Origin of the sequence: Campylobacter sp. IFREMER_LSEM_CL2194 (genome assembly GCF_025771685.1) — a bacterium.
Classification (GTDB): Bacteria; Campylobacterota; Campylobacteria; order Campylobacterales; family Campylobacteraceae; genus Campylobacter_D.
The window spans coordinates 1-24,760 of record NZ_JAKMQS010000011.1 but is presented as its reverse complement, the minus strand read 5'-3'; the positions used below and the strand labels follow the sequence as shown (position 1 = coordinate 24,760).

The following is a 24,760-nucleotide window of genomic DNA, read 5'->3' as shown; positions in this document are numbered from 1 at the left end:
CAAAATTACATATGTTTAGACCAAGAAGCACCGCGTTCTTTTTGATAAACTTCATAAGGCAAGGTTAATATATTAAATTCTCTAGGTATATCCATACTAGGAAAAACCTTCCACTCTACTGGCATCTTTTGAGAAAAAAGTAAAGATAGTTTTGAGCCCAAAGAACAAGCCTCGTTAAAAGTTGTATGTCCTTTATGAATATACAAATGTAAATGATTATTAGTCCTTGTTCTATAAGCAGTAAAATTAATAAAACCTTCTTCTCTTAAAACAAGCTGCGCTCTATGCCAAAAACGCTCCGCGTTAAAACCGTTATAATCAAATACAATATTTTCAACCTTATCAAAACTATTGATCAAAGAATGCGCCACAATTATCTTTTTTTCCATATGCTCTTGTATAACACTAGCGGTTAATGGGGCATTAACTTTTTCAAATTTATCAAAGAAAATTCTACCCTTGTATTCGTATTTATTTACTATAGTATCACGCTTTATATAATAATGGCTTGTAACCATTTTAATTAAAGCTAAATCCATTGTTGTAATCAAAATAAAGCCCTTTCATAAATAATAAAATTACTTGCTAAATCCTTCAGTTTAACCTTAATTTCCTCTTGTAATTTTGTATTTTGTATATCATCTAAAATATCAGCTATATAATTTGCAACAATAGAAATTTGCTCTTCTTTAAAACCTCTTGCTGTTAAAGCTGCTGTTCCAAGTCTTAAACCACTCGTTACAAAAGGACTTCTAGTTTCACCTGGAACAGTATTTTTATTAGCTGTAATACCTGCTCTTTCTAGCGCTAAATCTGCATCTTTACCACTAAATTCTTTATTTAAAAAGCTTAATAAAATCAAATGATTATCAGTACCACCGCTGACTAAATCATATTTTCTATCTATTAAAACTTGTGCCAAAGTAGCAGTATTTTTGATGATTTGCTTAGCATAAATTTTCCACTCATCACTTAAATTATATTTAAATCCAACAGCCTTAGCAGCAATTACATGCATTAATGGACCACCTTGAATGCCTGGAAAAATTGCAGAATTTATTTTTTTAGCAATTTCTTCATCATTACACATGATAATCCCGCCCCTTGGACCCCTTAAAGTTTTATGTGTAGTAGAACTTACAACATGAGCATAAGGAAATGGACTAGGATGCTCACCCGCTACAACCAAACCTGCAATATGTGCAATATCAGCAAACAAGTACGCGCCAACCTCATCTGCCATTTCTCTAAATTTGGCAAAATCAATCACTCTAGGATAAGCACTAGCACCACAAACAATAAGTTTTGGTTTAATCTCTTTTGCTATCTCTCTAACTTTATCATAATTAATTCTTCCATCAAGCTCAACTCCATAAAAAAAGCTTTCATAAACCTTTCCAGAAGAACTTACTTTAGAACCATGAGTTAGGTGTCCTCCATGGCTTAAATCCATACCCAAAATTCTATCACCTGGATTTAACAATGCCATATATACACCTTGATTTGCTTGTGAGCCTGAATTAGGTTGCACATTGGCAAAATTACAATTAAAAAGTTTTTTACATCTTTCTATAGCAATCGTTTCAATCTCATCAACAAATTCACATCCACCATAATATCTTTTACCAGGATAGCCTTCTGCATATTTATTTGTTAAAATACTTCCCATTGCCTCCATAACTTCTGGTATGGTAAAATTTTCACTTGCTATCATTTCAAGACCATCGCATTGTCTTGCTAACTCTTTTTGGGTTAAATCAAAAATTTCTTTATCAAATTTTTCCAACATTTACTCTCCTTTTATCTCATTTTTAAGTGGTCTCATGGCTGGGAAAAGCACTACATCACGAATTGATTTTTTATTAATTAAAAGCATAACCAATCTATCTATTCCTATACCTTGTCCTGCAGTTGGTGCCATAGCATAACCTAATGCATTAACAAAATCCTCATCCATTTCGCATGCTTCTTCATCACCTGCATTTTTTGCTTCAATTTGCTTTAAAAATCTCTCATATTGATCTAGAGGATCATTAAGCTCATTAAATCCATTAGCAATTTCTCTACCTGCGATAAACAACTCAAATCTTTCAGCAATATCTGCATCTTTATCACTTCTTCTAGATAAAGGACTTATAGAAATAGGAAAATCTATCACAAAAGTAGGATCAATCAATTTATCTTCAACATAATTATCAAAAAGTTCAGCTTGTAAATGACCTAATTCCAATTTTTCATTGGCTTCAAATCCATCTTTTTTTAGCTTTTCCAAAATTAATTCTTTATTATTAATAAGCTCATCATCCAAACCGCCATATTTTTTTAATGCGTCTTTATAAGTAATTCTTTCAAATGGCTTAGAAAAATCAATTATTTTTTCATCAAATTCAAGTTTTTTATCTAATTTTAATTTATCTAAAAGCATAGCAAAAAGCTCTTCTGTTAAATCCATTAAATCATGATAATTATGATAAGCCCAATAAAACTCGATTGTAGTAAATTCAGGATTATGCGTTAAATCCATCCCTTCATTTCTAAAACATCTATTAATCTCATAAACCGCCTCAAAACCACCTACAATCAAACGTTTTAGATATAACTCTGGAGCAATTCTTAAAAATCTTTCCACACCCAAAGCATTGTGATAAGTTACAAAAGGCTTTGCATTTGCTCCCCCTGCAATAGGATGCATCATTGGTGTTTCAACTTCCAAAAATCCTTTGTTATCAAAAAAAGATCTAATATAAGAAACTATTTTAGAACGCAAAATAAAATCTTTTCTCACCTCACTATTCATAATCATATCAAGATATCTTTTTCTATATCTTTGCTCAATATCTGTCAGCCCATGATATTTTTCCGGTAAAGGCACTATAGCTTTTGTAGCTATTTGAATTTGCTCTACATGAAGACTAAATTCTCCTGTTTTTGTCATAAAAGGAAAACCTTTAACCAAAACAATATCCCCTACTTCGAGATATTTTTTTAAAATGGCAAAGTATTCTTCCCCTAAAATGTTTTGATTAAAGTAAATTTGTAAATTATCTTGCTCATCTTCTATATTAGCAAATACTGATTTACCAGCTATCCTAAGAAGCTTTAATCTTCCTGCTAATACTCCATGAGCATTTTCATCACGCTGATTTTCTATATCTTTAATATAGATGAATTTAGCCTTATATTCACTTATACTCATTTCTTTTTTTAAAAAGTGTGGATAAGGGTTGATTCCTAGTTCTTTTAACTCTTGCGCTTTTTGAATTTTTTGTTGCTCTAAAATATTATCAAACATTAAATATACCTTTATTTTTTACTACATTGTGGACATAGGCCATAAAGTTGCATTAAATGTCCTGTTAATTTAAAATTATATTCTTTTGCGATTAACATTTGTTGCTGTTCGATAATAGGATTTTCAAATTCTACAATCTCGCCACAACTTTTACAAATCAAATGATCATGGTGAGGTTTATTTGCAAGTTCAAATTTCTTCCCTGAAGCACCAAAAGATATAGAAGTAGCCATACCAGATTCTTCTAACAAATTTAAAGTTCTATAAACTGTTGCAATGCCTACATTTAATTCGGGATTTTTTTGCTTTATTTCTACGTATAGACTTTCTGGAGTATAATGCATATCGCTATTATATAAAGTTTTTAAAAGCACTTCTCTTTGTTTAGTATATTTTAGACCATTATCTTTAAGTGTTTTTTTAAAACGCTCAAGCAAAACATCATATTCAATATTTTCAATTTGCATTATTTACCTCCGAATTTAGACTTAAATTAGAATCTATAATTTGTTCTTGTATTTTATCTAAACCATTTTGAGTAAAATCAGTATTCATTATAAAATCACCTGTTTGTCTAAGTAAATCTAATGTATAGCTATTTTTAGCATATTTTTCTAAGCTTGCATTTAAAAATTCTATATTATTAATACAAGCCACTAAAATTGCAAAAATCAAAAATATTTTAGCACTACCAAATAAAAATCCACCTATACGATCTATAAAACCAAGACCACTCATACTAAAAATCTTTGATAATATATTGCCCAAAGCCATACAAGCTACCCAAATTACAATTAACAAAACCAAAAATCCTGCAAAAATCGCAAGATTTTCATTTTCAATTGCATAAAAATTATTATTAATAATTTCTGCTATTTCTTTAGCATATCTTGAAGCAAGTAAAACCCCACCAACTATACCTAATAAACCAAAAATTTCCTTAAATAAGCCACTTACCAAACCTTTTAAACCTAAAATCGCAGTTAAACCTAAAACAAATACATCAAACCAAGAAAAATTTTCCATCTATATTAAACTCCAAATATTTTATTCAATTATCTTAGGGACTATAAAAAATCCATCCTGAGAATTTGGAGCATGCTTGCTAAGCATATCTATCACATCAGATTTTCTACTTTCATCTAGTCTAAATGGAGTTGCAGCATTTGTAGTGCTAGTCATAGCTTCAACATCATCAAGTTTTAGCTCATCTAATTTTTCTACAAAATTAACAATCTGACTTAATTGTTCTTCCAATTCTTGTCTTTTATCATCGGCAATTTTTAAAGCACTTAGCTTTTCAAGTTTGGTTAATAATTTATCATCAATTTGCATAATTTACCTTAATCTTAATTTTTAACTCAAGAAAACTCTTTTTAGGTTAAAAATTATAACATAAAATCATTTATTTTTTCATTTTTATATGTTACAATTATAGACTTAAAACAATAAATAATGTTTATTCTTGCTAAAAAAGGGAAAATATGGCTTTAAAAGAAAACCTAAAAGCGGTTCAAGCGGAATTAAGCTCTCAAGAGCAAATGATGGAAAATTTTATCAAATCTGAGCGCTTTATAAAAAAATACAAATACTATTTCATTGTAATCATTGTACTTTTAATCGCATATCTTAGCGGAAGTTATTTTTACAATCTAAAAAAAGAAAGTAATATTCAAGAAAGTAATATAATTTTTAACAACTTATTGAAAAATCCTTCAGACCAAAAATTACTTGAAGAATTAAAACAAAAAAATGCAAATCTATATACCATATTCATGATGAGTCAAAACAATCAAGATCTTAATCAAACTTTAAGCCTTAACATAGATCCTTTGTTAAAACAAATAGTGCTTGCTCAAAACAATCAAAAATCAGACTTTTTGAAAGATTATAATACCTTATTGGTAGGTTTTGATTTTCTAAAACAAAACGATTTTAAAAATGCAGATATAGAATTTAATAAAATACCTATAAATTCTCCCTTATGGCAGATTATTACAAGCTTAAAACATTATCAAGGAATAAAATGAAACACTTTTATTTATTTATCATTACTTTAATATTTTTTAGTGCTTGTGGCACAAAAAGGGAGTATTATCAACCAACGCAAGCAGAACAGCTTCCTTATAGCTCTCAAAGTATTAATGGTAAAATTATAAATTTCAATAACAATATAGCACAATTAAGCAATAATTCCTTTATAGATACTATGGGAAATATTATTAATTTTAAACTAGATAAAAATTATCATATTATAAATATGCAACAAGAAGAGGTTCTTATTGGCGATGATAATGGAAATTTTAAGATTTTAAATTTACAAGGTGATGAATTATTTTCTCATAAATTTAATGAAAGTGTAGTGAGTGCAAGTATAGATGGAGATGATATAGCTTTAATTTTAGCTAGCAATACCTTAGTATATGCAAATAAAAATCTTGGTATTAAAATGCTTCAAAATCTTGGCACAGCCTATGCTCAAGATAGTCGTTATGCTAATCCTTATTTTTTAAATACCATTATTATATATCCTATGCTTAATGGAAAATTAGCCATACTTAATAAAAGCACACTAAAAGTGAGTAAAGAAATTTTAGTAAGTAGTGAGGAATTTTTTAACAATATCATCTATCTTTATGTTAAAAATGATACTATGGTTGCTGCAACTGCACAAAAAATCATCGTTGTTACTCCAAATAGAACCTTATATTTAAACGAAAATATTAAAGAAGTAAACACTAATGATAATGAAATTTTTGTACTAACAAAAGATGGAAGAGTTATTAAAAATGATTATAATCTTAGAAAAATCGATGAAATAAAATTTCAATTTGCTCTGTTTTCTAAAAGCACCTTGTACAATAACTCTTTGTATATTTTTGAAAAAACAGGTTATTTGATCAAGCTAAATACAAATTTGAAAGATTATACAGTATATAAACTAAGTGAAGCCGTTGATAAAAAAAGTTTTATGGCTAATGGTAAATTTTTCTTTCAAAATAAATTTTTACAATTAAACTAAAATGAATCAAGAGCTTAGTGATATTCTTATAAAATATGGGATTGTTTTAAAAAATACTAAATCCTTAGATATCCATGCTTTTAGTAAAAAGAAAAAATTAATTTGTATTTATGGAGAGAATACAAACAAACAGTGTTGTTTGATTTTATTTTCTTTTACAAAAAGTAAAATTTTAACAAAAGAATGTCTAGAATTTGAAAGTATTTTTCAAAATATAAACCAAACTCTAAACTTAAATTTTCAAAATTATTTTATATTTCACCAAGCTTTAATTTGTTCTAAAGCAAAAGAATATCTAGCTACCAAAGGGATTAAAAATTATGCTTTTATGTGATATTGGTAACACAACCGCTAGTTTTCTAAATGAGCAAAAATTTTATTCTATGAGTATTGAGCAGTTTTTACAATACGAACCTACACAAAAAGTATTTTATATCAATGTTAATCCAAATTTAGAGCAAAGATTAGAACAAAATCCTTTATTTATTAATCTTGCTCCATATTTTAATTTTGATACCATTTATAATAATTTAGGTGTTGATAGAGTAGCAGCGTGTTATACTATAGAAGATGGTGTTGTAGTCGATGCAGGATCTGCAATCACTGTAGATATTATTTCTAATTCTATTCATCTTGGGGGATTTATACTCCCAGGTATTGAAAGCTATAAAAAGTCTTTTTCCAATATTTCATCACGTTTAAGATACGAGCTAAACACACAGATTAATTTTGATGCTTTCCCTCAAAGAACCGTTGATGCTTTAAGTTATGGAGTTTTTAAAAGCATATATTTACTTATAAAAGATAGTGCATATGATAAAAAATTATATTTTACAGGCGGAGATGGGCAATTTCTTGCAAATTTTTTCGACTATGCAATTTATGATAAATTTTTAATTTTTAGAGGTATGAAAAAAGCTGTTTGTGAAAATTTTATACTTTAAAATTTATTTCTATACCCAAGCACTTGAAATTATAAAATTTATTTACTCAAAACAACTATATTTTGATATTATTAGCAAAATCAAACACACAAAAGGAATTGATAACAATGGATCAAAAACATTTTGATACCGTGGTAATTGGCGGTGGGATTTCTGGTGCTGCAGTATTTTACGAGCTGGCTAGATACACAAATATTCAAAATATTGCTTTGTTAGAAAAATACAATAGCGCTGCAACTTTAAATAGCCATAGCACAAGCAATTCACAAACTATCCACTGTGGTGATATAGAGACAAATTACACTTTAGAAAAAGCAAAAAAAGTTAAAACAACAGCAGATATGATTGTAAAATATGGTCTTTTGCAAAATGCACAAAATAAGTTTATGCACTCACACCAAAAACTCGCACTTGCAGTTGGAGACAAGGAATGTGAGTATATGAAAAATAGATATGAAGAATTTAAAGAATTATATCCTTATATTAAATTTTATACTAAAGATGAAATTAAGCAAATAGAACCTAATGTTGTATTAGGCGAAGATGGCATGAATGATAGAACCGATGAAGTAGTAGCTATGGGTGTAGAAGCAGGAGTGGTTTATACTACAGTAGATTTTGGCTTGATGAGTCAAAATCTTATAGAGCAAGCTTGTAAACAAGGAAAAAATACTCATGTTGCCTATAATCAAGAAGTTGTGTTTATAGAAAAAAAAGATGATATTTTTTATATTAAAACAAAAGATTTTAAAGAATATAGCGCGAAATCTATTATAGTAAATGCAGGAGCGCATTCTTTATTTTTGGCACATAAAATGGGTATAGGATTAGATAAATCTTGCTTTCCGGTTGCAGGAAGTTTTTATATGTCTAAAAGAAAAATTTTAAATGGTAAAGTTTACATGGTGCAAAATCCAAAACTACCATTTGCTGCGCTACATGGTGATCCTGATTTATTAGCTAATATGAATACACGCTTTGGCCCTACTGCCTTAGTTATCCCTATGTTAGAAAGATACCATGGTTTTAAATCACTACCTGAATTTTTCAAAACACTTAACTTAGACATGAATGTAGTCAAAATTTGCCTTAATCTTTTTAAAGATTCTACTATTAGAAATTATATTCTTTATAATTATTTATTTGAAATTCCTTACATTAACAAAAGACTTTTTGTAAAAGATGCCAAAAAAATAGTTCCTAGTTTAAAAACAGATGATATTTACTATGCTAAAAACTTTGGCGGAGTACGCCCTCAAGTGCTTGATAAAAAGGCAGGAGAACTAATGCTTGGTGAAGCAAGTATCACTGAAATTCCAGGTATAATTTTCAATATGACCCCAAGTCCAGGTGCTACAAGCTGTCTTGGCAATGGTTATAGAGATGCAAAACTTATTTGTCAATACTTGGGTGCTAATTTTAATGAGGATTTATTTACTAGCGAACTACTATAAAAAGGATAAAAAATGCTAAAAAAAACAAAAATAGTTGCAACGATTGGACCAGCAAGTGAAAACGAAGCTACAATAAGACAAATGATTATTAATGGGGTAAATGTTTTTCGTTTAAATTTTTCACATGGAACCCATGAGTATCATAGTCAAAATCTAGCTACTATTAGAAAAGTGGCAACTGAACTTAATGCAAGAATTGGAATTTTGCAAGATATTAGTGGACCAAAAATTAGAACCTTAAAAATTCCAGAAGCTTTTGAATTAAAAAATGGAGATAGACTAGACTTTTACAAGGATACTTTTGAAGGAGAAAAACTTTCTAATGAACATTATAAAGTCTGTATTAATCATCCTGAAATTCTTTCAATGCTAAAGGTAGGAGAATACATCTATCTTTGTGATGGCTCCATCAAAACTAAAGTAGTGCAAGTTGAAAAAGATTTTATCCAAACCCAAGTAGAAAATAGCGGGGTGCTTAGTTCAAACAAGGGAATTAATTTTCCTAATACAAAAATTAATATCGATGTTATCACCCAAAAAGATAAAGACGATCTTGCATGGGGTATTAAAAATGATGTTGACTTTTTAGCCATCTCTTTTGTACAAAATGCTCATGATATTGATGAAGTTAAGAAAATACTTGATGAAAATAATGCCAAAATTGCTATTTTTGCAAAAATAGAAAAATTTGATGCTGTTGAAAATATCGATGAAATCATAAATTGCAGTGACGGTATAATGGTAGCAAGAGGGGATTTGGGTATTGAAGTGCCTTATTATAGAGTGCCAAATATACAAAAACTCATCATTAAAAAGGCTAACGAGGCTAATAAACCTGTCATCACTGCTACTCAAATGCTTTTTTCACTTGCAAAATCCAAAACTGCCACAAGAGCTGAAATTTCAGATGTTGCTAATGCTGTGCTTGATGGTACTGATGCGGTTATGCTTAGCGAAGAAAGCGCAGTAGGGATTGATCCGGCAAATGCGGTTGATATTATGACTCAAACCATTATAGAAACAGAAAAAAACTATCCTTATGAAAAATTTGAAACCTTTAAATGTTTCAATGAAACCGATATTATTGCTAAATCAAGCACACAACTAGCAACCGATTTAAATGCAAATGCAATTTTTACCATCACAAGTAGTGGTGCTTCTGCGGTTAAAACAGCAAGATATCGTCCAAAAATGGATATCATAGCTATTACTCATTCTAAAAAAGCTTTAAATTTTTTAAGTATAGTTTGGGGAGTTCAACCTGCTATATTAATAGAAAAACATGAAAATTTAACAGAGCTTTTAAGCAATTCTGTAAAACTTGGAGTCGAAAAAGGCCTTATGAAAAAAGATGGAGTTTATACTCTTACTGCAGGTTTTCCAATAGGTGTTGCAGGAAGTACAAATTTAATTAGAATTTTACAAAAAGATCAAATTGAATATTATTTAAGTTTGGGAAAATAACCCAAACTTAATATTCTTCTTCTATCAAATCACATAAACAATGTATAATTAAAATATGTATTTCTTGAATTCTAGCTGTATCATCGCTTGGAATGACTATATTATGCTCACATAATTTATTCATCACTCCACCACCCTTTCCACTGAGTCCTATACACTTAGCACCAATTTCTTTGGCCTTTTCAAAAGCTTTAATCACATTTGGACTTTTTCCACTAGTAGAAATTCCAATCAATACATCATTATCGCTAGCTAAAGCTTCAACTTGCCTTGAAAAAACAAATTCAAAACCATAATCATTTCCTATAGCACTTAAAGCAGAAGTATCAGTGCTTAGAGCAATAGCAGCTAAAGCCTTTCTTTCTTTTTTATATCTTCCGCTAAGTTCAGCTGCAAAATGCTGGCTATCTGCAGCGCTTCCACCATTTCCACAAATTAAAATTTTCCCACCACTTTTCAAGCACACTTTTAACTCTTGAGCAACCATAGCAATTTGCTCTTTTAAACTCAAACTTTGTTCTAAAGTTTTTTGATGTTGAATAAATTCCTTTTCGATTTTATTTATCATTTGCAATCCTATTAATTATATTGGTAGTGCTAAATCCATCTTCAAAGTCGATCAATTCTACTTTTTTTACTAAATTTGAACCCACTACCTCTTTGTCTTTATAATCAGCTCCCTTAACTAGCACATCAGGTTTTAAAAACTCTATCAATTCATAAGGAGTATCCTCATCAAAAATCACTACATAATCTACAAAATACATGCTCGCAAGCATACATGCACGTTGAAACTCTAAATTTATAGGTCTTGAATTTCCTTTTAGTCTTTTTACGCTTTCATCTGAATTTAAACCTACAACTAAGATATCTCCTAATTTTTTAGCTTTTTCAAGATATTTTATATGACCATAATGCATAATATCAAAACACCCGTTGGTAAAAACTACTTTTTGATCTTGTAGCAATTTTACAAGCTCTTCTTTGCTTTTAATTTTATCTTCAAAAGAAGCTTTTTTGAGGTTTTTTATCTCTTCTAAACTTACACTCACACTTCCTACTTTTGCTACCACAACAGCTGCTGCATCATTTGCTAGCTCGCACGCTTTTACAATATCAACTTTTAAAGCCAAAGTATAAGCAAGCATAGCTATAACACTATCTCCAGCTCCTGTTACATCATAAACCTCCAAGGCTTTTGCAGGGATAATATGTAATTTTTCATCAAAAAGTGCTATTCCTTCTTCAGATAAAGTTATAATAGAATAAGCTAAATTTAAATCATCTTTTAATTTTTTCAAAGCTTTTTCTAAATTATCAATTTTTTCTACACCCAAAGCTTGAATAGCTTCTTTTTTATTTGGAGTTAGCAAGGTTGCATTTTGATATTTGCTAAAATCACTTCCTTTTGGATCAATCAAAATAGGTAAATTTAAAGTATTTGCATGCTCTATCAAAGCTTTTGTTACTTTTGAAGTTAAAATCCCTTTGGCATAATCACTCAAAACAATCGCATCATAATCTTTTGCGATTTTTTTATACTCTTGAATAATTTCATCTTCTAATTTAGTATCAAAATCATTCTCATCATCAAGCCTTAAAACTTGCTGAGAATGTGATAAAACTCTGCTTTTAAGAGGGGTTTTTCTATCTTTTTCTACTAATAATTTTGCATTTAAATTCTCTTTTAAAAATCTTCCACTCTCATCATCACCCACAAGTCCTAGAGCAAAAACCTCAGCGCCAAGACTTTTTAAATTTGCATATACATTGCCAGCTCCACCTAGTCTTTTATCTTCTTTTTGTGATTTCATCACCATTACAGGAGCTTCTGGAGAAATTCTAGTACAATCACACCATATATAATGATCCACCATAAAATCCCCAACAACTAAAATTTTTGGCTTTTTAGAACTTAAAAAATCAAGCATTTACTTCCTTTTCATAAAGCCTTTTAATCTCATCTAAATAATCTTTTATCCCCTCTTCAAGACTAAATTTAGCTTTATATGAAAAACTCTCATCTAATTTTGCTTGAGTATGAAATTGATAAGCGTTTTTATAAGGATTAGGAATATACTCACAAGGATAATTAGTGTTTAATTCTTTTTGTAAAATATCAACTATATCTTGAAAAGTTCTTGCCTTACCTGTAGCTACATTATAAATTCCGCTTTTTGCTTCTAAAGCTTGCAAATTTGCACTCACAACATCTTTAATATATACAAAATCACGATAAATTTGATCACTTCCTTCAAACAAACGCGGACTTTTACCCGCTAAAATTTGATGTCCAAATTGCAAAATCATAGAAGCAGTGCTATTTTTAAAAAATTCTCCCTTGCCATATACATTAAAATATCTAAGCCCGACTATATGCATTTTATCAAAGTATTTTTTTGCTAATTTATCCATCATTAATTTTGAAAATGCGTAAGGATTTTTAGGGGCTTCACTTAAATTTACAGTTTGTGGGCTTGGAGCATCTCCATAAACTGAAGCTGAACTTGCATAGATTAGTTTTGCATTAAGCTCCAAAGCAAGTTCTATAAAATCTTTAAAAGTGTTTAAATTAGTCTTTAAAACTTTGTTTTGATCATAAACAGTTGTATCTGAAATTGCAGCCTTATGAAAGATCGCATCGGGTTCAAAATCTTTTACAACCTTTAAAGTTTTTTCATCGTTAATATCACCCACATAAAGCTCACCTTCAAAATCTAAAATATTTTTAAAATGGCCAAAGCTTTCTAAATTTCCATTTTCAAAAGTAGCACTTGAGCGCATTTTATCTACAATCAAAACTTCATGTTTGTCTTGAAGTTCTAAAGCAAGTGCAGAGCCTATAAAACCTGCTCCACCCGTTATCACTATTTTCATTTTCTATCCTTTAAATAATGCAAAAGTTCTTTTAAATTTTTAAAGACCTTATAGTTTTTATCATCATTATAATTTTTATTAATCAAAAATAGATTTTTTACACCAGCATTAATTCCAGCTTGCATATCGCTTAAATTATCCCCTATAAAAAAAGATTGTGAAAAATCTATATCAAATTCTTGTTGTGCTTTTAAAAGCATGCCAGGTTTTGGCTTACGACATTCACAATTTTCTAAATGCGGGCAGTGATAAATTTTTTCTATTCTAATGTTTCTTTTTAAAAACTTATCCAACATATATGAACTTAAAATTTCAAAATCTTTTTCACTATAATAAGCTCTTGCAATGCCTGATTGATTAGTAGCTACAAAAATTAAAAAATTTTGCTTTTGAAAAAATTCGCAAAGTTCAAAAATACCATCACAAAATTCAAAATCACTGATCTTGTGAACATATTTTTTATCTATATTAATAATCCCATCTCTATCTAAAAATAACGCCCTTGTTTTCATAAAAAAATTATAATGTATTTTTATTAAGATTTTTATAATTTATCAAGTAAAAAAGTTTTTTAAGCGACTTTAAATAAAAAAAGTTTATAATTCAAAACATTTTATTTTCAATTTATATAGGAGTGATACAATGAAAAAGCTACTTGTGTTATCAGCTTTAGCATGTCTTGGTGTTTCAGCTTTTGCTGCAGATGGTGCTACACTTTACAAAAAATGTGCAGTATGTCATGGTGCTAAAGCAGATAAAGTTTATCTTAACAAAGTTCCTGCTTTAAATTCTTTAACTGCTGCTGAAAGATTGCAATACATGAAAGACTATGCAGCAGGTAAAAGAAACGCTTATGGTCAAGGTGCTATCATGAAAATCAACCTTAAAGGTTTAACAGAAGCAGATTTCAAAGCAATTGAAGAATATATCGAAAGCTTAAAAAAATAATTTAACAGCCTTTATGGCTGTTTTTTGTTCTTTTCTAAAGCCTCTTTTTTTCTTTTTTCTAAAATCACCGCATCATTTAAAGCTTCTTCACTATCATTTAAAGTAGTAAATTTATAATCATCATCAAATTGTTTATTCTTTATACCCCAAAGCAAAGCACAAATCGCCAAAAACAAAGCAACCAAAGAAACGCCTATCATCATCATTAAAACACCGTTCATTTTTTAATCCTTAAAGCATTTAAAATCACTATTATACTACTAAAAGACATTGATAAAGCCGCGATTAAGGGATTAATCAAACCAAAAAAAGCTAAAGGCATGCTCAAGGCATTATAAAATAAAGAAAAAGCCAAATTTTGTTTAATAATTTGATAAGTTTTTTTAGCTATTTGTATGGCTTTTTGTAGGCTTTTTAGGTCATTTTTTAACAATATAATATCACTATTTTCCATAGCAAGTTCAGAACCTTCTTTTAAAGAAACCCCAACACCTGCATAAGAAAGTGCTAAAGCATCATTTACTCCATCTCCTACCATTAAAACCTTACCTGTTTGATTTAAATTAGCTATTATTTGCATTTTATCTTCTGGCATACACGAGGCTTTGAAATTATTTATTTTTAATTTTTCAGCCACCTTACTCACAGCAGATAAATTATCACCACTTAACATATAAATTTGCATTTTACATTCTTTCATAAATCCAATCAACTCTTCAGAGCTTTCTCTTATGCTATCTTCTAACTCAAAAACTGCTAATATGATTTTATTTTTAGCAAATATAAAATGCGTGGTTTGAAATTCTTGTACTTGCATATGATTTTCTTCGAAAAATTTCTCATTTCCTCCCAAAAATTCATCTTTACCCAAAAAGGCTTTATAACCTCTTGCTTGAAAATTTTGAACTTTTTCAAATTCTATTCTGCCATCGATTTTTTCATCTAAAAATTTCAAAATGCTTTTAGCCACTGGGTGGTTAGTTAGGTGTAAGAAATTTAATAACTCATTTTTATCCAAACTCTCATCCAAAAAGCTTTTTTTAACTTCTAAGCTAGCCTTTGTTAAAACCCCTGTTTTATCAAAAACAACCACATTACACTTGCTCAAATCCTCCACAACACCTGCTTCTTTAAATAAAATTTTTTCTTTCAAACCAGCACTAATTGCTACTAAAGAACTCACCGGAGTAGCCAAAGCTAAAGCACATGGGCAAGCTATAATTAACACAGAAACCATGCGTATCATAGCCTCTTCAAAACCCAAATTTAACACAAAAAAAGTAAAAGCAAAGCAAAGTAAAGCACAAGTTAAAATAATAGGTGAAAAATACTTACTTACTTGCTGTACCATTTTTTCTATTTTGGCTTTTTTTGAACTGGAGTTTTCAAGTAAATTAATAATCCTAGCTAATTTAGAATCCTTATAAAGTGCATTTGCCCTATATAAAGCATTCCCGCTTAAAACCAAAGAAGCAGAATAAATCATATCATCTTTTTGCACATCAAGTGGTAAACTCTCTCCACTTAAACTAGACATATCCAAGCTAATATTACCACTAACACACACTCCATCTATTAAAATTCTATCGCCTTCTTTTAATTCTATAATATCTCCTATTTGTACTTCTTCTACATCGATATTTTCTATTTTGTCATTTTTTAAAACCCTTACTTCACTACTTAAAAACGATCGTAAATGATCAAGCGTATCAAGGGCTTTTTTCTTACTTAAAAGCTCTAAGTACTTTCCTATAAAAACAAAACAAATAATCATCGCCACAGAATCAAAATACACTTGCGAAGCTCTTGAAAACATTGCCCATATTGAATATATATAAGCTAAACTTGCCCCACTAATTACCAAAGTATCCATATTAACACTTTTAAATTTCAAAGCATAATAGGCATTTTTATAAAAGATTGAGCCTGTATAAAAAAGCACAGGAGTACAAAGTAAAAATTCAGCAAAATGTAAAATATCCTTAGTATCAGCTTCCATGCCACTAAAAAATCCAGCATACTTGGCTACAGATATCCACATGATATTCATCACACAGGCTATGGCAACTATTAATTTTGCATAAAAATCTCTTTTAGTTTGAGTTGCTCTTTGTTCATTCTTTGTAGGCAAATACACACTAGCTTTATAACCAATACTTTCTATGCTTTGGATAATTTTTGCTAAATTTATACTTTTTTCATCAAAAACAATTCTAGCTTTATGAGTAATAGAATTAATATCAACTTCTATCACTCCTTCACTTTTAATGAGAATTTTTTCATTAAGCCAAACACAGGCAGCACAATGAATTTCTTCTATAAGTAAAAAAATCTCACTAAAACCTTCTTTGGTTTGTTGTATGTATTTTTCATAATCTTTAACATTATGTTCTATTATGGCAGGAGTTAGGGTTTGATTGCCAAGTTTTTCATAAAATTCTTCCAAGTTATTTTCTTGTAAAATCTCATAAACACTTTCACAGCCTTTACAACAAAAATAATTTCCATTTTTTTCTATCATTTGATCTTGTCTGAAACTTAATTGGCAGTGTTTACATTTCATCTTATACTTTCTTCAATAATTTTTTACAATATTTTATCATTTTTTTAAAATCGCTATTTTAAAAATTATTTACAAAGCTATATTATAATTTTAAAAATTTGACAAAGAAGCATTTTTTTGAATAAAATCTCTTATTCATTATTAAATACTACATTTTCTACATTTTAGAGGATATATGGAAAATACAAAAGAAAAAAAACAACATCAAAGAACACACATTCCAGTGGAAGGTTATAAGATAGAAGATTTAAAGTTGCTTGATCTAGAAAGCTTAGTTAAAATTGCTAATGAAGCAGAAATAGAAAACCCAAGAGAATTTAGAAGACAAGATCTTATTTTTGAAATTCTAAAAGCACAAACCAAAAAAGGTGGTTTTATACTCTTTACAGGAATTTTAGAAATTTCACCTGAAGGCTATGGCTTTTTGCGTGGAATGGATTCAAATTTAAGCGATAGTGTAAATGATGCTTATGTGTCAAACTCACAAATTCGCAAATTTGCTCTGCGTGTTGGAGATATAGTTACTGGTCAAGTTAGAGAACCAAAAGATCAAGAAAAATACTATGCTTTGTTAAAAATCGAAGCAATTAATTATCTTCCATTAAAAGAAGCTAGAGAAAGACCTTTATTTGACAATCTTACTCCAATTTTTCCAACTGAAAAAATCAAATTAGAATACGATCCTTTAAAACTTACAGGTAGAATGCTTGACTTATTTGCCCCTATAGGAAAAGGCCAAAGAAGCTTAATCGTAGCACCTCCAAGAACTGGTAAAACTGAGCTAATGAAAGAATTAGCTACTGCTATTGCCAAAAATCACCCAGAGGCTCATTTGATTGTGCTTTTGGTAGATGAGCGCCCTGAAGAAGTTACAGATATGCAAAGATGTGTCAAAGGCGAAGTTTTTAGCTCAACTTTTGACTTACCTGCTTATAATCATGTTAGGGTAGCTGAACTTGTTATAGAAAAAGCAAAAAGGATGGTAGAAACAGGTAAAGATGTCATTATTTTGCTTGATTCTATTACAAGATTAGCAAGAGCTTATAATACCGCTACGCCAAGTAGTGGTAAGGTTTTAAGCGGTGGGGTTGATGCAAATGCCTTGCATAAACCAAAACGCTTTTTTGGTGCAGCTAGAAATATAGAGCATGGTGGCTCATTAACCATTATAGCAACTGCTTTGATAGAAACAGGCTCAAGAATGGATGAAGTAATTTTTGAAGAATTTAAAGGAACGGGAAATAGTGAAATCGTTCTTGATAGAAATATTTCAGATAGAAGAATTTATCCTGCAATTAACATCATAAAATCAGGTACTAGAAAAGAAGAATTGCTCCAAGGTGTTGAAAAGCTTCAAAAAATTTGGGCAATTAGATCAGCTATTTCACAAATGGATGACATAGAAGCTTTAAAATTCTTATACTCTAAAATGCTAAAAACCAAAAGCAATGAAGAGTTATTATCTATCATGAATGAGTAGCAATGCTTCAAGCTCTTGCTGTTAAATACAGACCAAAAAATTTCAATGAGCTTGTAGGGCAAAATACTGTTTCTACAAGCTTAAAATATGCTCTTGAAAATAACCGTTTAGCACACGCTTACTTATTCTCAGGGTTACGCGGAAGCGGAAAGACTTCAAGTGCAAGAATTTTTTCAAGAGCTCTAGTATGCGAAAATGGACCAAGTGCTAATCCTTGTGGAGAATGCTCTCAATGTTTATCTTCACTCACTGGCTCTAATATAGACATTATAGAAATGGATGCTGCAAGCCATAGAAGCTTAGAAGACATTCAAGAGCTTATCGAGCAAGTCAAATACGCTCCATCTTTAGCTAGGTTTAAAATTTTTATTATCGATGAAGTGCATATGCTCACCCCACAAGCAGCAAATGCCTTGCTTAAAACCTTAGAAGAGCCACCAAGTTACGTAAAATTTATACTAGCAACAACCGATCCTTTAAAACTTCCTGCCACAGTTCTTTCAAGAACGCAGCATTTTAGATTTAAGCAAATTTCTACCCATGATATCTTAAATCATCTTGAGTGGATTTTGGAAAAAGAAAATATCAACTATGAAAAAGAAGCTTTAAAACTCATTGCAAGAAGCGGAAACGGATCTTTAAGAGATACCCTAACCTTACTAGATCAAGCCATAGTGTATTGTCAAAATGATATACAAACACAAAAAATCACTGCTATGCTAGGCTTTTTAGATCCAGCTAAAATTGAAGAATTTTATCAAGCCATTTTATCCAATGATAAAGATAAAGTTCTTGAGTTTTTAAAAGAATTTGAAGATTATGAGGCAAGTAATGTCATTGATGAGATGATATTTTTTCTAAAAGAAGCATTTTTTGCCAAAAATCATCTTTTTTCTATGCTAATTTATGAAAGATTTTTTAGAATTCTTTCACGCGCTAAGACTATGTTAAATTCTAGCGATGATGATAGCTTTGTGCTTTGTGTTATGGCTTTCATGCTTATAGAAGCAACTTATCTAAAAAGCATTGATGAGGCTATTAAAAGTTCAAAACAAGATAGCATGCCAAATCCAAAACAACAAGAAATTCCTTCTATTCAACAAACCCCTAAAGAAGAAAAACTTAGTCCTTATGAAAATCTCTTAAAAGCAATATATAAAAGAGATTATGACTTAGCTGAAGTTTTCAAAAAAACGACACAGTTTGTTTCTTTTGAAGATGACATTTTAAGCATTAGCTCGCATGCTAAAGATGATGATAGAATGGTTTTAAACAATGGTTTTAAATTAATCAAAACATTGCTTCATGAGATTTTTGGAGAAAAAGCACAAATTAAAATCCAAAAAATAGAAACCATAGATACTCAAAAGCTGCAAGATATATTCAAAACTCCCATAAAACAAGAAGTAAAAAGCGCTCCAAATTTAAATGAGCATTTTGAAAATTTTAAAAAAGACGCTAAAAAATACGATCCTAAAGACGAAACCAAAGAAGCTCTTAACAAACTCTTTGGTTCTCCGACAATACAAAATTAAAAACTACCATTGATTGAAATATAAATTCTTCTTCCTTCTTCTATACGGTTATAAGTATTTACCCAAACATCTTTGCCATCGCTCTTATAAGATTCCCAATCATTTGTAAAACTTTTATCAAAAAGATTATAAATTGCTGCATTAATATTCCAATTTTTATTGATATCATAACGCACACCCATAGAAGCTAAAAAGACATCTTGATAATATTCTCTATTAATATTTGTATCACCCATATAACGATCTATTTGCCACTCGCCTTTTACCCATGGAGTAAATTTATTAAAGATATTATAACTTGCTTTTAACATGATGTTGTGTTTTAAACTATCAATCTCTGGCTTTCCTATCACAGCCTTATCTTGTGCATCTTTTACTTCACTATCAAGATAAGTATAAGCTAAATCTAGATTTAAATGTTCTATAGGAGTAATCCCTGCTCCAAGCTCTATGCCTTTGTATTCAACCTTGCCAAGATTTACATCCTTATAACATTTATAAGCTCCACAAGTACCAACACCTGGTATCATATCATCTTTTTTAAATTCTTGTTCTGAGATTTTATCTTTAAAATTTGTCAAAAACCCGGTTGCTGAAATATAAAATAAGTCATTATTGTAAACAGCGGCTAATTCATAATTAAGCGATGTTTCTTCTTTTAGATTTGGATTTCCATACATAGGATATTTACCCTGTCCACTATAATTATAAGCACCTGCTATCAATCTATTAGCATATGGAGTTCTAAAACCCGTTGAAACACCGCCCTTTAAAGTAAGCTCGCTAGTAGGATTATAAACTAAATAAGCTCTTGGTGAAATATTATTTCCAAAAATTTCATGATGATTATACCTTGCACCGAAAGTAAATCTTAAATCATCTCTTATACTATACTCATCCTCTGCAAAAAAAGCTAATAAATACTGATCAAAATTCGTTGGGTTAGCGATTTTATCTTGCATTTTTTCAAGTCTATATTCACCACCCACGCTTAAAATATGACTTTGGCCTAAAGGAATAACTGATCTTGTATCTACAATAATATCTTCAGCAACTATATCTCTATTTTGCCCTAAAAATGGCTGATTAGATAAACCAATAACCTCTCTCCCATCATTACTTACACGGTTATACTGCAAGGTAGAAGTAATCGAAAAATCTTCATACACACCCTCATGACTTAGGTAAGTTACCAACTTATCTACTTGCATAGTATCTTTATAGCCACCCTTTAACGAACCTGCGTCGTCTCCAGGCACAGTTAAATCACCTATTTGACCTCTATTATTATCATAGTGATTTCTTGAAAAATCAATATCAAATATCAAGGTATTATAATCATCTACTAAGTAATTTAGCCTAGTTCCTAAATTAAAATTATTAGCTTTTGTAGGACTTTGTTCCTTTTTTGCTTCGATTTCTTTTCCACCACCATCTCTATATTTTATATTAGATTGCTCCCTATAAAATTCTCTAAAACGCAAAGTAAGTCCCAAACGATTATTCATCAATGGACCACTTGAATATATACTTGTACCATAAGTATTACCCCATTCTTTATGTGCATTAAAAATACTATCTAAACTAACTGATGTTTCCCATTTATCGCTTACTTTTTTTGTGATGATATTCACAACACCACCTAAAGCTTCAGAGCCATATAAAGTACTCATTGGTCCTTTTATCACTTCTATTCTTTCTATGCTAGAAATTGGAGGCAGAAATGAATTTGAAATTTCATTAAAACCATTAGGCCCTACTTCTCCGCCTATCCCTTGTCGCCGTCCATCGATTAAAATTAAAGTATATCCAGTAATACCTCTCATGGTAATGTTATAAGATCCAGTTTTTCCTTTGCTAGCAAATAAATCCACACCAGGAATATCAGCAATAGCTTCGGCAACATCTCTATAAGGCTTACTTTCTAAATCTTTTTTGCTAATCACATTTATAGTAGCAGGGGCTTCTTTAATATCTTGAGAAAAACCAGAAGCGCTTACTATGGAGCTATCTAATAAAACTTCTTGCGATAAAGCATTGCAGACCAAAAAACTAGCAACACAAAACGATAAACAATGTTTTTTCATTATTTCCTTTCTTATAAATATATTTTCAAAACTGGAATATTATGATAATAATTATTAATTTAAAATAAATTTATTGTATCAATTATGATAATTGTTATTAATAAAAAATTTAATTTTTAGTAATATAATCACAAAAAAATAAAACGAGGATAAGATGGAATTTTTAAAAACTTACATTGACTTAATTATATTTATTGTTTTAGGAATAATGGCATTTATTGCTATATGGTGCACTATAGAACGTATATTGTTTTTTAGAAAAATTAAGCTAAATGATTATCAATGTCAAGAAAAATTTGATGATGCAATTAGTGAAAATCTCACCATGCTTTATATCATTTACACTAATGCTCCTTATGTAGGACTTTTGGGAACTGTAGTGGGGATTATGATTACATTTTACGACATGGGTGCAAGCGGGAATATTGATGTTAAATCTATTGTTATTGGTTTATCGCTAGCTTTAAAAGCTACAGCATTAGGAATTTTAGTTGCTATCCCTTCTTTGATGGTTTATAATGGATTACTTAGGAAAATATCAACCTTGAGTAATGCATATCGTATTTTTAAGGATAAAAATGCTTAAATTACCAAAAAATGAGGGTTTAAACATCATTCCTTTTATAGACATAATGCTTGTTTTACTAGCTATTATTTTAAGCATATCCACTTTTATCGCGCATGGTGAAATCAAAATCAATCTACCTCAAAGTGAAAATTCAAATTCCATAAACGAAAATAAAGACAAAGTGAGTATTTTAATCAATAAAGAAAATGAATTTTATATCGATGGAAAAACAGCTTCCTTAGAAGAAATAAAAGCAAAATTTGACACTATAGATTCTAAAACATTAGTAGAGTTAAAAAGTGATAAAGAAGCAAAATTTGAAAGTTTTGTAAAAATTATTGATATTTTAAAAAATAAAAATCATGAAAATTTTCAAATTTTAACAGAGCAAAAAAGATGAAAACATTTATAAACAATCATAAAAATCAGTCATTTTTTATTACTTTATTTCTCTTTTTGCCTTTATTTTTTATTTTTATTTATACTAAGAATTTTTTACATATACAACATAGCGCTTCAAAAGAAGAAAAATTTAATATAGCCATAAAACAATTTTTACAAGATTCCCCTAAAGTAAAAACCGAACAGCCTAAACAAGAAAAAATAAAAAAGCCAGAACAAACAAAAGAAAAAGCTATCATTCAATCTAAAAAAACAAACACTTTAACCAATACCAAGGCAATAAATCAATTAAATGAAAAAATAAAACCTCAAAAAACTATAGCACAAGAAAAAAACACTCCAATAACTTCTCAAGAAAGCATATCTTTAGCTAATAACAATGAGCTTTTAAAAGAAGTCAAACAAGCTATAGATGAAGCTTTAATCTATCCTAGGCAAGCTAAAAAAATGCGAATGAGTGGCGAAATTTTAGTAGAATTCACATGGACTAAAGATAAAAATCTATTAAACTTAAAAATATTAAAACCATCAAAATATAAATTATTAAACGATAGTGCTTTAGAAACTATACGTATAGCGTCTAAGAATTTTCCACAATATGAAAAAACTTTTCATATAAGAATACCATTAATATATAAAATAAGCTAAGCAAAATTGCTTAGTTTGTCTTGACTAAATTATGACCTTTATAGATCCCATAAATTTTATAGTCTCCATTTTTAAGCATTAAAACTACAGGATATTCTTCTTCATAACCTTGCTCCATTCCAGGACTTCCCTGAGGCATACCAGGAGCAGAAATACCTATAACATCTTCAGGTTTATTTTTCAAAAGCCAAGCAACTGCATCTTCAGGCACATGCCCTTCTATAACATAACCATCAATTACGCCAGTATGGCAACTTTGATACATAGGCTGAATATTCATTTTTTCTTTTATTTTTAAAAAATCATCGCTTTTGTGTATTTGCACTTTATAACCTTTATCTTTCATATAATTAGCCCAAAAATCACAGCATCCACAAGTAGGACTTTCATAAATATTTAATAATTTCTCATTAGCCAATAAAGTTGCAAAACCCAGTGATAAAGTTAAAAATAATTTTTTCATATATCCTCCAAAAAAACAAAAAGATAAAATACATTATAAAAATTAATATTTTTTATAAAACCAATAATTTTTATTTTAAAATCTATAAAAATACACTCTTATTTCACTCGCAAATACTTATTCTTTACCTACAACTAAAACCCAAGCTATATACCAAATAAAACATTCAATGAATAATTTCAAATCAAATTTATAAACTCTATTAAAAACTTAAACCAAAATTTGTTATAAATATTTCAAATTTAAATCAACCAAATCACCCCCCCCCCAACCCACCAAATAACAATTCAATAACCAACCACACAAATCTAGGCCATAAGAAACAACCCATAAAACCATAAAAATTCAAAAATAAAATAGAATAACTAATAAATAGCAAAAACAACACATAAAACTAAATTTTATAAAATAATAAAAAAATAAACAACTAAAAATAAGAATTAAAGCCCATCTGTAGTCAATAACCAAGCTGACTAAACCACTAAATAAAAACAATAAAAAATAAAACAATAACCCCCAACCACCAAATAACAATTCAATAACCAACAACACAAATCTAAGCCATAATAAACAGCTAAAAAACTAAATATTTAATTCTTAATAAATATTATATCTAACCATATACTAAAATAAATACAACCATCCGACCACCCAAAAACCAAAAGTTAAGTCATTAAAACTCATAAAAAACAAAAAAACTATAAATAACTAAGAGCCATAAAGAAATATAAGAAATATAAGAAATATAAGAAATATAAGAAATATAAGAAATATAAGAAATATAAGAAATATAAGAAATATAAGAAATATAAGAAATATAAGAAATATAAGAAATATAAGAAATATAAGAAAAATTTAAAAATAAAAATCAATAATAAGTAAAAAAATAAACTAAACCAAGGATTAGGACAATAAATAATCAAATAGCATATAAAACCATAAAAATTCAAAAATAAAATAGAATAACTAATAAATAGCAAAAACAACGCATAAAACCAAATTTTATAAAATAA

General features: G+C 29.3%; 26 protein-coding genes. 12 read left to right on the top strand and 14 right to left on the bottom strand.

The window, feature by feature from the left end; all coding sequences use genetic code 11:
- Positions 1–5 precede the first annotated feature (5 nt).
- From L8V79_RS06575 to gatC, 6 genes are read right to left on the bottom strand one after another with little or no spacing between them, the layout of a single operon-like run.
- The gene (locus L8V79_RS06575) at positions 6–551 is read right to left on the bottom strand and encodes a DUF1882 domain-containing protein (RefSeq protein ID WP_012661221.1); all 546 of its coding nucleotides are present in this window, start codon (positions 549–551) and stop codon (positions 6–8) included.
- Positions 548–1,789 (bottom strand): serine hydroxymethyltransferase, encoded by a 1,242-nt coding sequence (locus L8V79_RS06570; RefSeq protein WP_263702970.1) that lies wholly within the window; start codon positions 1,787–1,789, stop codon positions 548–550. The genes L8V79_RS06575 and L8V79_RS06570 overlap by 4 nt, the downstream gene beginning before the upstream one ends.
- Complete coding sequence (gene lysS, locus L8V79_RS06565; RefSeq protein WP_263702969.1) at positions 1,790–3,292, bottom strand: lysine--tRNA ligase; 1,503 nt, start codon at positions 3,290–3,292, stop codon at positions 1,790–1,792.
- Positions 3,293–3,303: 11 nt separating this feature from the next.
- On the bottom strand, positions 3,304–3,759 hold the full coding sequence (locus L8V79_RS06560; protein WP_039617809.1) for a Fur family transcriptional regulator: 456 nt from the start codon (positions 3,757–3,759) through the stop codon (positions 3,304–3,306).
- Entirely contained in the window at positions 3,749–4,318 is a 570-nt protein-coding gene (locus L8V79_RS06555) for a CvpA family protein (RefSeq protein ID WP_263702968.1), read from the bottom strand. Before L8V79_RS06555 ends, L8V79_RS06560 begins: the two co-directional genes overlap by 11 nt.
- A 21-nt stretch (positions 4,319–4,339) precedes the next feature.
- A complete protein-coding gene (gene gatC, locus L8V79_RS06550) occupies positions 4,340–4,627 on the bottom strand; it encodes an Asp-tRNA(Asn)/Glu-tRNA(Gln) amidotransferase subunit GatC (protein ID WP_263664170.1) in 288 nt (95 codons plus the stop codon).
- Positions 4,628–4,776: 149 nt separating this feature from the next.
- On the opposite strand from gatC, the gene L8V79_RS06545 reads away from it, so the two are divergent.
- The 6 genes from L8V79_RS06545 to pyk all read left to right on the top strand — a co-directional run bounded on the left by L8V79_RS06545 (position 4,777) and on the right by pyk (position 10,176).
- Positions 4,777–5,322 carry a hypothetical protein gene (locus L8V79_RS06545; protein ID WP_263702967.1) on the top strand — a complete coding sequence of 182 codons (546 nt, stop codon included), beginning with the start codon at positions 4,777–4,779 and terminating at the stop codon, positions 5,320–5,322.
- A complete protein-coding gene (locus tag L8V79_RS06540; RefSeq protein WP_263702966.1) occupies positions 5,319–6,314 on the top strand; it encodes a hypothetical protein in 996 nt (331 codons plus the stop codon). The genes L8V79_RS06545 and L8V79_RS06540 overlap by 4 nt, the downstream gene beginning before the upstream one ends.
- Position 6,315: 1 nt before the next feature.
- A complete protein-coding gene (locus tag L8V79_RS06535; protein WP_263679603.1) occupies positions 6,316–6,648 on the top strand; it encodes a hypothetical protein in 333 nt (110 codons plus the stop codon).
- Complete coding sequence (locus tag L8V79_RS06530; RefSeq protein WP_263702965.1) at positions 6,635–7,258, top strand: type III pantothenate kinase; 624 nt, start codon at positions 6,635–6,637, stop codon at positions 7,256–7,258. The genes L8V79_RS06535 and L8V79_RS06530 overlap by 14 nt, the downstream gene beginning before the upstream one ends.
- Before the next feature lie 107 nt (positions 7,259–7,365).
- Positions 7,366–8,712 carry an FAD-dependent oxidoreductase gene (locus L8V79_RS06525; RefSeq protein ID WP_263702964.1) on the top strand — a complete coding sequence of 449 codons (1,347 nt, stop codon included), beginning with the start codon at positions 7,366–7,368 and terminating at the stop codon, positions 8,710–8,712.
- A gap of 12 nt (positions 8,713–8,724) precedes the next feature.
- Positions 8,725–10,176, top strand: coding sequence for a pyruvate kinase (gene pyk, locus L8V79_RS06520; RefSeq protein ID WP_039668148.1), 1,452 nt, complete (start codon positions 8,725–8,727; stop codon positions 10,174–10,176).
- A 7-nt stretch (positions 10,177–10,183) separates the two neighbouring features.
- On the opposite strand, the gene gmhA is transcribed toward pyk, so the two are convergent.
- The 4 genes from gmhA to L8V79_RS06500 are packed head-to-tail and all read right to left on the bottom strand — an operon-like array spanning position 10,184 to position 13,565.
- Positions 10,184–10,744, bottom strand: coding sequence for a D-sedoheptulose 7-phosphate isomerase (gene gmhA / locus L8V79_RS06515; protein ID WP_263702963.1), 561 nt, complete (start codon positions 10,742–10,744; stop codon positions 10,184–10,186).
- Positions 10,734–12,107: a D-glycero-beta-D-manno-heptose-7-phosphate kinase gene (rfaE1, locus tag L8V79_RS06510; protein WP_263702962.1), complete on the bottom strand. Its 1,374-nt coding sequence runs from the start codon at positions 12,105–12,107 to the stop codon at positions 10,734–10,736. Before rfaE1 ends, gmhA begins: the two co-directional genes overlap by 11 nt.
- On the bottom strand, positions 12,100–13,053 hold the full coding sequence (gene rfaD / locus L8V79_RS06505; RefSeq protein ID WP_263702961.1) for an ADP-glyceromanno-heptose 6-epimerase: 954 nt from the start codon (positions 13,051–13,053) through the stop codon (positions 12,100–12,102). The genes rfaE1 and rfaD overlap by 8 nt, the downstream gene beginning before the upstream one ends.
- On the bottom strand, positions 13,050–13,565 hold the full coding sequence (locus L8V79_RS06500; protein ID WP_263702960.1) for a D-glycero-alpha-D-manno-heptose-1,7-bisphosphate 7-phosphatase: 516 nt from the start codon (positions 13,563–13,565) through the stop codon (positions 13,050–13,052). Before L8V79_RS06500 ends, rfaD begins: the two co-directional genes overlap by 4 nt.
- Positions 13,566–13,695: 130 nt before the next feature.
- Between L8V79_RS06500 and L8V79_RS06495 the strand changes: the two genes are divergently transcribed.
- Positions 13,696–14,001 carry a cytochrome c553 gene (locus L8V79_RS06495; RefSeq protein WP_039668143.1) on the top strand — a complete coding sequence of 102 codons (306 nt, stop codon included), beginning with the start codon at positions 13,696–13,698 and terminating at the stop codon, positions 13,999–14,001.
- Between the two features lie 11 nt (positions 14,002–14,012).
- Here L8V79_RS06495 and ccoS read toward each other — a convergent pair whose 3' ends face one another.
- Both ccoS and L8V79_RS06485 read right to left on the bottom strand, forming a co-directional pair.
- On the bottom strand, positions 14,013–14,222 hold the full coding sequence (ccoS, locus tag L8V79_RS06490; RefSeq protein ID WP_039668142.1) for a cbb3-type cytochrome oxidase assembly protein CcoS: 210 nt from the start codon (positions 14,220–14,222) through the stop codon (positions 14,013–14,015).
- The gene (locus L8V79_RS06485) at positions 14,219–16,564 is read right to left on the bottom strand and encodes a heavy metal translocating P-type ATPase (protein WP_263702959.1); all 2,346 of its coding nucleotides are present in this window, start codon (positions 16,562–16,564) and stop codon (positions 14,219–14,221) included. Before L8V79_RS06485 ends, ccoS begins: the two co-directional genes overlap by 4 nt.
- Before the next feature lie 175 nt (positions 16,565–16,739).
- On the opposite strand from L8V79_RS06485, the gene rho reads away from it, so the two are divergent.
- Both rho and L8V79_RS06475 read left to right on the top strand, forming a co-directional pair.
- A complete protein-coding gene (gene rho, locus L8V79_RS06480) occupies positions 16,740–18,044 on the top strand; it encodes a transcription termination factor Rho (RefSeq protein WP_039617780.1) in 1,305 nt (434 codons plus the stop codon).
- Positions 18,045–18,046: 2 nt separating this feature from the next.
- Positions 18,047–19,579: a DNA polymerase III subunit gamma/tau gene (locus tag L8V79_RS06475; protein WP_263702958.1), complete on the top strand. Its 1,533-nt coding sequence runs from the start codon at positions 18,047–18,049 to the stop codon at positions 19,577–19,579.
- On the opposite strand, the gene L8V79_RS06470 is transcribed toward L8V79_RS06475, so the two are convergent.
- On the bottom strand, positions 19,576–21,666 hold the full coding sequence (locus L8V79_RS06470) for a TonB-dependent receptor domain-containing protein (RefSeq protein ID WP_263702957.1): 2,091 nt from the start codon (positions 21,664–21,666) through the stop codon (positions 19,576–19,578). The genes L8V79_RS06475 and L8V79_RS06470 overlap by 4 nt on opposite strands.
- 154 nt (positions 21,667–21,820) lie before the next feature.
- Here L8V79_RS06470 and exbB point away from each other — a divergent pair, with 154 nt between their 5' ends.
- The 3 genes from exbB to L8V79_RS06455 are packed head-to-tail and all read left to right on the top strand — an operon-like array spanning position 21,821 to position 23,284.
- Complete coding sequence (gene exbB / locus L8V79_RS06465; protein WP_263702955.1) at positions 21,821–22,252, top strand: TonB-system energizer ExbB; 432 nt, start codon at positions 21,821–21,823, stop codon at positions 22,250–22,252.
- Complete coding sequence (exbD, locus tag L8V79_RS06460; RefSeq protein ID WP_263702954.1) at positions 22,245–22,634, top strand: TonB system transport protein ExbD; 390 nt, start codon at positions 22,245–22,247, stop codon at positions 22,632–22,634. The genes exbB and exbD overlap by 8 nt, the downstream gene beginning before the upstream one ends.
- Positions 22,631–23,284 carry an energy transducer TonB gene (locus L8V79_RS06455; RefSeq protein ID WP_263702953.1) on the top strand — a complete coding sequence of 218 codons (654 nt, stop codon included), beginning with the start codon at positions 22,631–22,633 and terminating at the stop codon, positions 23,282–23,284. Before exbD ends, L8V79_RS06455 begins: the two co-directional genes overlap by 4 nt.
- A gap of 10 nt (positions 23,285–23,294) precedes the next feature.
- On the opposite strand, the gene L8V79_RS06450 is transcribed toward L8V79_RS06455, so the two are convergent.
- Entirely contained in the window at positions 23,295–23,747 is a 453-nt protein-coding gene (locus tag L8V79_RS06450) for a DUF411 domain-containing protein (RefSeq protein WP_263702952.1), read from the bottom strand.
- Positions 23,748–24,760 lie beyond the last annotated feature (1,013 nt).

Coding starts and splice junctions, on each gene's coding strand:
- exbB (WP_263702955.1), top strand. CDS start 21,821: ATGGAATTTTTAAAAACTTACATTGACTTAATTATATTTATTGTTTTA.
- rho (WP_039617780.1), top strand. CDS start 16,740: ATGGAAAATACAAAAGAAAAAAAACAACATCAAAGAACACACATTCCA.
- L8V79_RS06540 (WP_263702966.1), top strand. CDS start 5,319: ATGAAACACTTTTATTTATTTATCATTACTTTAATATTTTTTAGTGCT.
- L8V79_RS06535 (WP_263679603.1), top strand. CDS start 6,316: ATGAATCAAGAGCTTAGTGATATTCTTATAAAATATGGGATTGTTTTA.
- exbD (WP_263702954.1), top strand. CDS start 22,245: ATGCTTAAATTACCAAAAAATGAGGGTTTAAACATCATTCCTTTTATA.
- L8V79_RS06475 (WP_263702958.1), top strand. CDS start 18,047: ATGCTTCAAGCTCTTGCTGTTAAATACAGACCAAAAAATTTCAATGAG.
- rfaD (WP_263702961.1), bottom strand. CDS start 13,053: ATGAAAATAGTGATAACGGGTGGAGCAGGTTTTATAGGCTCTGCACTT.
- L8V79_RS06570 (WP_263702970.1), bottom strand. CDS start 1,789: ATGTTGGAAAAATTTGATAAAGAAATTTTTGATTTAACCCAAAAAGAG.
- rfaE1 (WP_263702962.1), bottom strand. CDS start 12,107: ATGCTTGATTTTTTAAGTTCTAAAAAGCCAAAAATTTTAGTTGTTGGG.
- L8V79_RS06455 (WP_263702953.1), top strand. CDS start 22,631: ATGAAAACATTTATAAACAATCATAAAAATCAGTCATTTTTTATTACT.
- pyk (WP_039668148.1), top strand. CDS start 8,725: ATGCTAAAAAAAACAAAAATAGTTGCAACGATTGGACCAGCAAGTGAA.
- lysS (WP_263702969.1), bottom strand. CDS start 3,292: ATGTTTGATAATATTTTAGAGCAACAAAAAATTCAAAAAGCGCAAGAG.
- L8V79_RS06450 (WP_263702952.1), bottom strand. CDS start 23,747: ATGAAAAAATTATTTTTAACTTTATCACTGGGTTTTGCAACTTTATTG.
- L8V79_RS06555 (WP_263702968.1), bottom strand. CDS start 4,318: ATGGAAAATTTTTCTTGGTTTGATGTATTTGTTTTAGGTTTAACTGCG.
- L8V79_RS06500 (WP_263702960.1), bottom strand. CDS start 13,565: ATGAAAACAAGGGCGTTATTTTTAGATAGAGATGGGATTATTAATATA.
- L8V79_RS06485 (WP_263702959.1), bottom strand. CDS start 16,564: ATGAAATGTAAACACTGCCAATTAAGTTTCAGACAAGATCAAATGATA.
- L8V79_RS06525 (WP_263702964.1), top strand. CDS start 7,366: ATGGATCAAAAACATTTTGATACCGTGGTAATTGGCGGTGGGATTTCT.
- L8V79_RS06545 (WP_263702967.1), top strand. CDS start 4,777: ATGGCTTTAAAAGAAAACCTAAAAGCGGTTCAAGCGGAATTAAGCTCT.
- gatC (WP_263664170.1), bottom strand. CDS start 4,627: ATGCAAATTGATGATAAATTATTAACCAAACTTGAAAAGCTAAGTGCT.
- gmhA (WP_263702963.1), bottom strand. CDS start 10,744: ATGATAAATAAAATCGAAAAGGAATTTATTCAACATCAAAAAACTTTA.
- L8V79_RS06560 (WP_039617809.1), bottom strand. CDS start 3,759: ATGCAAATTGAAAATATTGAATATGATGTTTTGCTTGAGCGTTTTAAA.
- L8V79_RS06495 (WP_039668143.1), top strand. CDS start 13,696: ATGAAAAAGCTACTTGTGTTATCAGCTTTAGCATGTCTTGGTGTTTCA.
- L8V79_RS06470 (WP_263702957.1), bottom strand. CDS start 21,666: ATGAAAAAACATTGTTTATCGTTTTGTGTTGCTAGTTTTTTGGTCTGC.
- ccoS (WP_039668142.1), bottom strand. CDS start 14,222: ATGAACGGTGTTTTAATGATGATGATAGGCGTTTCTTTGGTTGCTTTG.
- L8V79_RS06530 (WP_263702965.1), top strand. CDS start 6,635: ATGCTTTTATGTGATATTGGTAACACAACCGCTAGTTTTCTAAATGAG.